This window comes from Paenibacillus motobuensis, assembly GCF_039521865.1.
GTDB classification, from domain to species: domain Bacteria; phylum Bacillota; class Bacilli; order Paenibacillales; family Paenibacillaceae; genus Fontibacillus; species Fontibacillus motobuensis.
The window spans coordinates 52,441-63,825 of record NZ_BAAACX010000018.1; the positions used below are offsets into that span (position 1 = coordinate 52,441).

Sequence of the window (11,385 nt, forward strand, 5' to 3'; positions counted from 1 at the left end):
GTCACATTTCAGCCAAGCGGTTCATTAAGCATCTATTTTTAGACGGATTGTGATTAAAAATTTGATTCTTTAAGGAGGTTTAATGGATGGTGAGTCCAAACGTTGATAAGAAAATATCAATTTTAGGTAATATGCATAAGTCGGATTGGGAACGTTTGGGGACGGTGTTCGAGACTAAGAATAATAAATACTTTTACGACACCGGAACTGGAAAGGTGTTTCTATGTGATGTCGTAGAATCGGAAATTTTGGAAAGCTTGTTAACAAGTTCAGACCCCGCCGCCATTGCCCAGTTGGACTTCACTGATGCTGAACTTGAAAGCGCTTTGAATACGATTTTGGCTCTTGTTGAGCAAGAGAAAATCCTCCAGGCACCATCCTTCCAAGAATTTATTACTCCTAAGAAATCAGAATTGCCAGGTATCATCAGTGGAGGCATAGAGCAGGTTATTTTGGAATTGACTGAAAACTGTAATTTAAGATGTAAATACTGTATTTACCAAGAGGATAATACTGGATATAGAAGTTTTTCAAAGAAAGATATGGATTGGGAGACTGCCAAGAAAGCCTTGGATTACATTTCCCGAAATGTGGGAGAGAGTTTGGCTTTGACCTTCTATGGGGGAGAGCCGTTAATAAATTTTGAATTGATGCGGCAATGCATCGAATACAGTAAGGATATTATGAGTGAAGTCAGTATATCTGTCTCTTTTACAACAAATCTAACGCTCGTTACTGATGAAATAGCTGAATATCTGGCTTCTTTGGAGAAGTGTTCGGTCTTATGCAGTTTGGACGGACCAAAGAATATTCAAGATTATTACCGTGTTACGGTAGGTGGTAATGGGAGCTTTAATAGAGCTATGAAGGGCCTAAGAAGACTGGTAGAGGCATTTCAAGATAAACCCGACCATTCATTAGGCATTAACTCCGTCGTTTGTCCTCCTTATAGTATAGAAAAAATTGATGAGCTTAACGATTTCTTCAAATCATTGGATTGGCTACCCCCGGACACCAATATCAATTGTTCATACGTGGATCAAGGGGATATCGATTGGGAACAAATGGGGGTTGTAAGAAGAGAGATCAGTTTTGAAGAGTTTTATGACAGTGAAGAGGTGGCCGATCCTTTGGGAGTTTGGGCTTTCTCAACGATAGATAAGGATACCGGAATAACAGGAATGGCTAAAGACATTAGTCAAACCAAATTAATGCGTATTCACAACAGAGTAATAACGGACGAGCCTTTACTGGGGATACATATGAATGGATGTTGTATTCCCGGTCAGAGAAGATTGTACGTTACTACTGAGGGTGATTTTAAAGTATGCGAAAGAATGTCTAACTCACCTTACATTGGAGATATCGAACGTGGAATCGATATAGAAGCGGTTTATCGTAGCTACTATGAGGAGTACTCCAACAAGTCGCTTCAACATTGCGCGAATTGTTGGGCAGTTCGATTATGCGGAATTTGTTTCGCCACATGCTATCAAACGGATGGACTGGATGAAAATAAAAAAATGAATACTTGTTACGCAGAAAAGGCGATTACCAAATTTTACTTACAGAGATATCACCAATTAATTGAGGATACTCCTGAAAAAATACAATATTTTAATGAAATGATTATCTCGTAAAGAAGGTTAGGCCGCAGATTAAGGTAGTTATAGCATTCTGATGATACCGGGTCATACGGAATGTTATTCCTATATAAAACTATTCAAAAGGAGATGTTTAGTATGAAACTGATTCATCCCGTAGGTAGAACAACCAAGATGGATACACAAGCATATTATGGCGTATCTCCAATGCAAGGCTGTATTTGCTCAGGCTCCGCTGCTGTGGCAGTAGATATTGCCAAGTCCAGCGCAGGTACAGGATGTGCATGCTATTGCGCAGGAGATTCCAAGAACCAAATGGCGAACTTCACAGCGGCATACATCAATTAATCTCAGTTTTTAGTCAATTGAAACAGGGCCACTATTTATGGATAGGGCCCTGTTTTCATACCATTCTTTTATGGGAGAATTTATATGAAAGTATTACATGAAAAACTAACCAATGTACAAGACTACATTAAAATGTTGGCGAAAATCTTATCTCTACTTTGGAGAAGCTCGAGACATACTTTAATTTTATTGTTATTTTTCAATTTATTAGCCGGATTGTCGATTCCCATTACAACGATCATTTGGAAGTTCTTTATTGATAGTGTCGTAGAGGCTTTAACCAGTAAGGATCTGTCTAAGCCGATATTATGGATATTGATTCATCTTTTGTACACGCAATTTAATAACATCATGCATAACATTTGCCGTTATTTAGAGTCTAACCAAGCAGATTATATGAATAAGTATATAACGGAATTGACGCTCGATAAAATTGACCAGATGAAAATGGCCGATTTCGACAATGCTGAAACATATAATTGTATTCAGAAAGTAAATAACGAATCTTCGCAGCACTCCATGAATATCCTTAGAACCCTGATCCTTGCAATGCAAAATCTTTCATCTATGATTGGGGCTATCGTCATTTTTTTGAGTTTTGGCCCGCTTATTCTCTTAATAAGCTTCTTTGCATGTTTGCCTTCGCTCATCATTAACATCAAGATGTCCTCAAAACTGTTTGATATTTTCACAAAACGTTTTGAGAGGTTAAGATTTATCAATTATCTCAAATCTATCATTATTACTTATGAGAATATTAAAGAAGTTAAAGTAAACCGGTTAAATTCTTATTTTAAGACCATGATTATCAATGACTTTAATACTTTTTTGAATGAAGATAAAAAAATAAGGAAGAAATTTTCCATACAAAACAGTATGGCTAGTTTGTTGGAAAATATCGTTTCTTATAGCTTTCAAATCTATATTCTCGTTAAAGTGGTTTCCAGAAACTTAACCTTGGGAGACTTGACCTTATTTATCAGTACCTTATCAAATTTTCAGAATTCGATACAAAATATTTTAAGATCCATCTCTTCGCTGTACGACGATGCTCTCTATATTCAAAATCTCTTTTCATTGTTAGAGAGGGAAGTTCCAAAACAAGAAGCGGCTTGTATACCTTACCCTGCCGATTTTGAGAAAATTGAATTTCAAAACGTATATTTTAAATATCCGGGCAGAGAAGAGTTTGTACTTAAGAATATTAGTTTTATTCTTTCAGCTAAGCAAAGCTATTCGTTTGTAGGCTTGAACGGCTCTGGCAAAACAACGCTGGTTAAATTACTTCTAAGGCTGTATAAACCTACTTCAGGTCATATTTTGATAGATGGCATTAACATAAATGACATCGATCTGGAGCAATATTATAAACATATCGGGGTTGTATTTCAGGATTTTATTAAGTACCCCTTCGATATCGAGAAGAATATAGCACTTGGTGCAATTGAAGAATTAAATAATTTTCCGAAAGTAAAAAAAGCGGCGGAAAAATCGGGTGCGGATCGCTTTATTGAAGAACTTCCCTTAAAGTATGCAACCATGCTGAACAAGGAATGGTCTGAAGCGACCCAGTTATCACTTGGTCAGTGGCAGAGGCTTGCCATTAGCCGGGCATTTATGTCCGACTCCAGTATTCTCATTTTGGATGAGCCTACCGCTTCACTTGATGCCGAGGCAGAGTTTGAGTTGTTTACCAAATTTCGGGATTTAATGTCTGATAAGACGACCATTCTCATCACGCACCGGCTTTCTACCATTCGACTGGTAGACGAAATATTGGTTCTCAAAGATGGACAGGTACTTGAAAGTGGAAATCATGATACCTTACTTAGATACAATGGTGAATATGCAAGATTGTACAACCTACAGTCAGACATGTACATGAAGGGGGAACTTGTTAATGAAGGATCGCATTAGCGAAGGCACTCTTCCTAATAGACTTGCTTATTGTGTCCGGGAGACCGACATTGAAAAGGATGAAGTAATGTTAAGTCTGGCTTTAAAAGTAGGGTCGCTTCATGAATCGGATTCTGAAAATGGACTCGCCCATGTAGTAGAACATATGAGCATGGTATTCGATAAATATAGATATTATACGGATGATGTACAATACAATAGCATTGGAGTAACGGATTTTGATCGAACGGTATATGTAATAAAATGTCCAAATCGTAACGAGGCCGTTAGGCACGGCTTATTCATTTTGAAACAAATAGCATTAGGAAACTATATAACAATAGAGGCATTAGATGAAGTGAAACAGGATGTACTTCAAGAAGTGATTACTAATAATAAAGGGATAAACAGTAAAGTACTTAGAATAATATTTGAGGATTCATTTTACAAAACACGATTACCGATGGGAGACGAAGAAGTTATAAAAGGTCTTAGCTTCGAGCAAGTTAAAGCCTTTCACGAAAAATGGTATACTCCCGACAGAATGGCTATAAATATTGCAGGCGACACCAGAACCGATGAAGTTATTAAATGGATTGAAACCGAGTTTGGAAGCCTTTCTTGCTCAAGTAATGCGGAATCGAATGATATGAATAGATGCTATCAACTTCATTTAGAAACAGGGACAATCAAGAAGGTAGTTACCTCCTGGAAGGTTAATCATCTAGAAATGTACATTAGTAACATGATATCCGATGAAATAAATATAAAGAACGAGACTTGTAATCATATATTTGCGACAGTATTCGAAAAAGCATGTGTTCATGCATTCAAAGAATCCAATGTAGAGTTTTCGTATTTTTCCTCAAGTTTCGTCAACTTCATGAATTGTAACCAGTTCTTGAAGATGCAAATTGTGTATTGTTCGGACTTGCATGAAAAGATCACTGATGTGATGGAAAGGGTATTTGATCATATTCAAAAGGACTCCATTTTTTTGAAATCTTATTTTGAGGAAACTAAACAAGAGTATTTGGAATATTTCAATTCAAAAGCCTATCTAAGCGATTTGGCTTTGCCAAACTTGATGGAAGAAAGTATAGATCATTTTATTTTAGACGATCCTCTCATTTCATACGAACAAAGAATACAGAATTTGATGAAGATGATGGATGATCTTTCTTATATAGATATAAGAATCTTAGCGCAACAGCTACTTAGATACGAAGACTGCTTATTTATAATCTTTCAAGGAAATAGCCAGGATTTTTCATTGGTTTCTCCCAAATTCAGGTAACTATTCCTTCTGCTTCGACGTTATTAATTTGAGAAGCAAAATGAAGCTATTATTTGGAGGTTATGATGAGAAGTAAATGGATACGTAAGGCGTTACTGGTTCTGTTATGCGGTGTCTTGTTTACGGGGTGCTCCAGCGCTTCCACCAAGGAAACAGAGCAGCGCTCCAGTCTCAAAATCATGTATGCGGACGAAGCGTATTTTTTCATGCAATATGGTGATTTGTTTGCGATGCAATATCCTGATATAGATATTGAAGTGATTACCACGAATAGTATCTATTCAGAGGATCCTCAGGATTATAACAAAGCGTTTGCAGATTTCATAGAGGAGAAACAGCCGGATGTAGTTATGTTGAGCTTGGACAATTATGAGAAATTCGCTGCGGAAGGTAAGTTGCTGGAGCTCGATACCTTGATTGAACGTGATAAGTACGATATCGGAAGCATATATCCGGCATTAATCGAGATTCTTAAGAAGAAGGGCGATGGCAAGCTATACGGCTTAGCTCCTTCTTTTTACGGAAATGCCCTCTTCTATAATGCAGATCTATTCGCCAAATACGGAGTTGAAGTGCCGCATGACGGGATGACGTGGCAGGAAATCATCGACACGGCCCGGCGGTTTCCAACCGATGGCGATGAGAAGACCCGCATCTACGGATTTGGCAGCGACTACGGCATGTCCATGGAAGAGCTCGCTTCGGCCATCGCAAATACCCAGGGTTTGAAGGATATCAATACAGATACGATGAAAATTACGCTGAATACGGATTCCTGGAAGCAGGTCTATAAGCTGGCCAAGGACGCAATCGACTCGGGTACAATTTATAATCCTAAGGATGGCGGGTTCCAGGGCGGAACACTTGAAGATTATTATCAAAGTCAGGTATTTTTGATGGGTCGTTCGGCAATGACAACCGGCAGGTCTCATTTGTTGAGCAACATAAAAAATGCCAAGAATACACTCAAGGATTACAATCCATTTCAAGTTGGCATCGTTGCGGGGCCGGCTGATCCGGCCGAACCTGATAAATCCCGAGATATCAATATTAATGAACTGTCTGCCATCCGGGCCAACTCCCCAAATGTCGATGCCGCATGGGAATTTCTGAAATTTGTGAACGGGGAACCGTTCGCCAAGATTAAATCGAAATCGTTGAATAACGGGCTCTTGTCCCGTATGGGATATTCGAAGGAATATGACGGCGTCAGCCTGGACGCGTTCTACAAATTACAACCGAATTTGGACGGGGCAAGTTCGCTGGACAATGATAAAATCCCTCAGAGTTTTTACTCTCAGTACCGGCCGATCGTTGATCGCGAGCTGAAGTTGGTCGAGGAGAAGAAGAAATCAATTGAGGAGGCGCTGCAGACGATAGAGCAGGAAGGACAGGCCGTATTGGATAAGGCAGTAAAAGATGAGGCTCCCAAGAAAAACGACGAGTAGGTAGATGACGGTTATACACAGATTCCTCCATCCGGCCGATATAAATTTTAACTGTTGATTAAGGATGGAGGTTTTATTAGATGTATTTCTTAAGGAAAATAACAGCGGCGCTGCTTGCTATGCTCGTGTCGATCGCTAGCTTGGCAGGTATAGCATCAGCAGCGGACGCTAAGAAGGTATCCGTTGATGTGGCAACCAATTATACTACCCTGGTTCCCGGACAAAGCGTCTTGGTGAGCGTCAAAATCTCGAATATTCCCTCTGATCTGAGCGGGCTTCGTTCCGCTAAAGTTGTCCTGAGCTATGATGAGAATGTGTTTACGACCGAGGGGAACATACGCTTCGATGAGGATCTTGGGAAGTACATATGGAGAGATGATACCTTCTTCATTCCTTCCCAAACCTTCGAGACCCCCAATTATCGTATCGAAAATCCGTATCCGGAGGATTCCAATCCTGCCGATGGCAGGCAGGAAGTCGTGCTGTCCATATCAGCGCTAAATAACAAAACGATCAATCAGGCGACCGATGAGGCGTTTGCCTCCTTTTTCCTAACGGTTAAACAAGAGGTCAAGACCCAGGATACTTCAATCCATATCGTATCTGAGGGAACCATGCTGGAGGATGCCGCAGGAAAACCCGTTCACAGTTATGGCACAATCTCTGCGCATCTTCTTGTAGGTGCTCCCCAAAAAATTGAAATTGTTCGCGGGACTCTTCCGCCCGCCTCTGATCCAATCAAGCTAAGCATCAATAGCGGTATGGAATTAAATGCGCTGGCGGTTTTCGATAATGGGGACACAGCCTATGTAACCGAGTTAACATCTTGGGAAACGACGGACCCACAGGTTATACAGGCCCGGGCCCAGGGAAATATTAAGGCAATCGGTTTAGGAAAAGCTTCGGTCACGGCCACTTTAGGTTCTGTCACTGGCAAACATGAAGTTGCGGTTTACCCGGCGAACGCCCCCGAATTAATTGAAGAAGAAGTAATCCGCGTCATCATCACAAGGATCCCGAATGAGAGAAGCTTCGCAGCCGCTACAGCCGTTCAAATAAAGGTGAATGGCAAAACCGCGGAACCCGGACGACTGTTTGACGGCACCGTCTACGTTCCATTACGGTCGGTCAGCAAGCTATTAGGAGTCGATGTAGGCTATGACAGCGCCCAAAAAGCGCCAACGATAAACGGCAAAACGGTCACCCATTTCTATACCTTCTCAGGGGTCTCCTACATCATGGCCCGCGATCTATCCCCGTTGCTCGGGGCTGAGGTGAAATGGGATAAGAGCACAACAACCCTGACGATCAAGGCATCTGCCTCCAGAAAATAATCGTTTGAACATAAAAGATGCTCTCTTCCATTGCCAAGTCGGCAAGTAGAAGAGAGCATTTTCAGGCTTTGCAGAGATAGGGGGATTTAGCTATCCGTGCGCTGAGTTATATTACTCGATAGTGCTGTAAGAGACTCTCTACCCGATCCTGCAGGGCTTGCTTCAAGGTGTCAGGCTTCACGGATATCACATCCTTGCCAAACCTTATGAAATAATCCGCTATAAACGCCTCTTCTTCCGGATTGTAGAACCCCTTAATGACGGTCTTATCACCCGTTTCTAGATGCATGGAAGGATAATGCTCCTTATAGAAAAGATCCTCGGCTTGCTTAGAGATCTCTACCTCGAAGTGAATACTACTCTTGGATTGATACATCTCCATGGAACGACTCAGAAGCTCATCTATAGAAAAGCGGGTTTGGCTGTCCACTTCCTCAATTGAAGTGATCCGGTCACATCTGAACACCCGGTACTTATTCGTACTTAACTCGATTCCAGTGGCATACCATTGACCGAACCTGGCCGAGATCTTGAAGAATTGCACCTCGTAGCTTGTTTCCTGACTATCTTTCAAATATTGAATCCTACAGGGGCTCTCATGAAGAATGCTCATCAGAATCTGGTCCAAATAACGACTCACATGATGATGCTGATACATCTCAAATTGCAGTACCTGCTTCATCTTGTGAATCTGCTTGATCTGTCCGTCAGATAGACAGTGCTCAAACTTCTCATTCAGTTGATTCACACTGAGATGGAAGGGCGTCGATTGATAAGCCTCCAGCGTCAGCATGGCAAAATACAGAGCATACACTTCATCCATCGTGAAAATAATAGGAGACAGCAATCTGTTCTGCAGGATCCCGTACCGTCCATGCCTCCCATGCTCCGAATAAATCGGCATGCCCAATTGCTCTAATGAGCTGATATCCCGCAGCGCCGTGCTTTTGGATATATGATATTTGTCCATCAGGTCTTGTAAATTAAAGAACTCCCGGCCGTTCAAGTACCGGATCATGTCGTTCAATCTTTCCGATTTCTTCATTCATAATCTCCTTGATAATCTTCTTGATTAAAGGTGTCATGTTTTGCTGCCTATATGTATTATTATGAATTCAAGACCAAATATCAAACTTAGTTGAACTAATGAATATGAGGATGTAGGCAGCCGGGTGAAATGTTCTTACGATCACTGTTGTTCGCGGATTTCTTGATTTGATAAATTCAAGCATGGTAGAAATCCGCTCACAAAGGCGAACGGAGCATATGCTTCCGAAGTAGCTTTCTTTCAGAAAGCTTTCAGCTTCTTCAGAATCATTTCACCCTTTTGCCACGCTCTAGATTAGTTCAACTAATATAACCTAAAAATCACTATATAAAAGGAGATTGATAATATGAGCGCAACACTAGAAGTAGCTGTATTCTTATCCATGAATGGAAGAGCCCAAGAGGCCATCAATTTTTACAAAAAACACCTCAACGCCGAGGAACTTCTGCTCGTCACCTACGAAGACATGGCCCAACGCGACCCCTCGTTCCCGCTTACGGAGGAGAATAAGCATCACATTACTCACTCTGTGTTAAGAATCGGAAAGACCAAAATCATGATCGCCGAAGACACCATGGACCCCCGTGAAAAATACACGGTTGGCAACAACACCTCCCTGTGCATTCAAAGTGCGGATTTGGAGGAGATCGAGAACTTTTATGAAAGCTTAACCTCAGATGATCGGGTGAGGGTCATTGTTCCGCTAGCCGGTAATGTGTTCAGCAAGGCGTACGGGATTATCGAAGATCCATTTGGGGTGCAGTTGCAGTTGATGGTGGATGAGAGGTTGGGTGATCTTTCTTAGCGGCATAAAAATGCACCCCATTTTCATCGGATAAACCTAAGGTTTCATGAAGAAGGTTCCGGCAATTACTCCACATGCAAATCCATAACCGCACGAGGTTGTGGATTTTTTCTATACTTAGGGTATTACTGTAATGAGACGTGATGTCAGGAGTATTCTATCGGGATTATGTGGTGCATACTCCTATGCTATAATTATATATAGCGCAGTTTCATTCGGAAAAATCATATTTCCTATATATAAATCTATTAGACAAGGGGTGCATTGACCAACCATGCACGATTATCAGACTTCCTCGCACCACAAGTTGATTATTATCGGTGCAGGCGCATCAGGACTCATGGCCGCCGTTACTGCGCGGGATTTGGGTATCGATACCGCTATTCTAGAGGGTAACGACCGGATTGGGAAAAAAATCTCAATGACAGGTGACGGTCGTTGCAATATTACGAACGATTCCACTATGACGGGGACGGACGACGAAGTGGTGGCCTTATCGCGCAAGTATCACAGCAGTCAGGCTGAATTTCCGTTGCCTGTGCTGCAGCAATTCGGCATCCGTCAAACCATTGATTTCTTCAATATGCTTGGACTGCCACTTACAAAATTGAAAGAGGGCTTAATGTATCCGATGTCGCTGCAAGCTGCATCCGTGTTGGATATTTTCGAGCTTGCTCTGGAGGAACGGAACGTTCCGGTATACCTTAACAACAAAGTGCTGGATGTTACCGTATCGACGGATCATCCGCGATTCAAGATTACATGCCGCAACGAGACAGAGGAGCAGGTAGTCTATACCAGCGAATACCTGTTTATATGTACGGGCGGCCTAACTGGCCAGAATGCGGGGACGGATGGGTCTGGGTATGTGCTTGCTCAAAACATGGGGCACGCCATGGTCGAGCCTGTGCCGGCAATAGTGCAATTAAAGGTGCAATACCCATATATGAAGGCTCTATCCGGTATCAAACTTCAGGGACGAGCCCACATCCTCGTGAACGGCGAGGTCGTTCGCAGCGAAACCGGCGAAATTCATTTCGCCGATTACGGCTTTTCCGGTCCACCGATTCTTCAACTCAGCCGGATAGCCGCCGTTCATCTCTCGAGAGGGGATTCCGTGACTTTATCCATCGATTTGATGCCGAACCGCACGAAGGAGGAGGTTATCGAATTCTTGGAGATGAACTGGGGAACATTCGCACACCGGCCGGTCGCGGAATCTTTCATCGGGTTTTTACACAAGAAGCTGATCCCTGTCTTGCTGAAGGAGGCGAGAATTGATCAAGAGCCAAACCTACTTTGCCAGGATCTCTCGTGGAAAACTAAAGGGATCTTCTATAAAATATTGAAGCGTTGGGACTTCAAAGTAACAGATACCCATAGCTTCGAGAAGGCACAAGCGACAGCCGGAGGTATCATTACAAAAGAAATCTTCGCCGACACGTTGGAATCCAAGCTCGTGCCTGGGCTCTATTTCGCCGGCGAGGTGATGGATGTCGACGGCGAATTTGGCGGCTACAACCTGCAATGGGCCTGGAGTTCTGGCTATGCGGCCGCGATGGCGTTAGGGAAACACATTTTCAAATGAAGCCATTAGAAAAAGGA

Annotated in this window: 9 protein-coding genes; 8 read left to right on the forward strand and 1 reads right to left on the reverse strand. The window is 42.1% G+C overall.

The features are described from left to right. Positions 1-86: 86 nt before the first annotated feature. The 6 genes from ABD014_RS19750 (at position 87) to ABD014_RS19775 (ending at position 7,927) form a co-directional block, all read left to right on the forward strand. Positions 87-1,640, forward strand: coding sequence for a radical SAM protein (locus tag ABD014_RS19750; RefSeq protein WP_343864029.1), 1,554 nt, complete (start codon positions 87-89; stop codon positions 1,638-1,640). Positions 1,641-1,742: 102 nt separating this feature from the next. Beyond that, a complete protein-coding gene (locus tag ABD014_RS19755; RefSeq protein WP_343864032.1) occupies positions 1,743-1,952 on the forward strand; it encodes a hypothetical protein in 210 nt (69 codons plus the stop codon). A gap of 84 nt (positions 1,953-2,036) precedes the next feature. Next, positions 2,037-3,869, forward strand: a complete 1,833-nt coding sequence (locus ABD014_RS19760) for an ABC transporter ATP-binding protein (RefSeq protein WP_343864034.1) — start codon at positions 2,037-2,039, stop codon at positions 3,867-3,869. Then, positions 3,853-5,145 carry an insulinase family protein gene (locus ABD014_RS19765; protein WP_343864036.1) on the forward strand — a complete coding sequence of 431 codons (1,293 nt, stop codon included), beginning with the start codon at positions 3,853-3,855 and terminating at the stop codon, positions 5,143-5,145. Before ABD014_RS19760 ends, ABD014_RS19765 begins: the two co-directional genes overlap by 17 nt. 62 nt (positions 5,146-5,207) lie before the next feature. Beyond that, complete coding sequence (locus ABD014_RS19770; protein ID WP_343864038.1) at positions 5,208-6,593, forward strand: ABC transporter substrate-binding protein; 1,386 nt, start codon at positions 5,208-5,210, stop codon at positions 6,591-6,593. An 80-nt stretch (positions 6,594-6,673) separates the two neighbouring features. Continuing rightward, positions 6,674-7,927, forward strand: coding sequence for a stalk domain-containing protein (locus tag ABD014_RS19775; RefSeq protein WP_343864040.1), 1,254 nt, complete (start codon positions 6,674-6,676; stop codon positions 7,925-7,927). Between the two features lie 106 nt (positions 7,928-8,033). Here the strand turns inward: ABD014_RS19775 and ABD014_RS19780 are convergent, their stop codons facing one another. After that, positions 8,034-8,972 carry a helix-turn-helix transcriptional regulator gene (locus ABD014_RS19780; RefSeq protein ID WP_343864042.1) on the reverse strand — a complete coding sequence of 313 codons (939 nt, stop codon included), beginning with the start codon at positions 8,970-8,972 and terminating at the stop codon, positions 8,034-8,036. A gap of 349 nt (positions 8,973-9,321) precedes the next feature. Between ABD014_RS19780 and ABD014_RS19785 the strand changes: the two genes are divergently transcribed. Both ABD014_RS19785 and ABD014_RS19790 read left to right on the forward strand, forming a co-directional pair. After that, positions 9,322-9,780: a VOC family protein gene (locus ABD014_RS19785; RefSeq protein ID WP_343864044.1), complete on the forward strand. Its 459-nt coding sequence runs from the start codon at positions 9,322-9,324 to the stop codon at positions 9,778-9,780. Positions 9,781-10,054: 274 nt separating this feature from the next. Beyond that, positions 10,055-11,368 (forward strand): BaiN/RdsA family NAD(P)/FAD-dependent oxidoreductase, encoded by a 1,314-nt coding sequence (locus ABD014_RS19790; protein ID WP_343864046.1) that lies wholly within the window; start codon positions 10,055-10,057, stop codon positions 11,366-11,368. Positions 11,369-11,385: the final 17 nt, after the last annotated feature.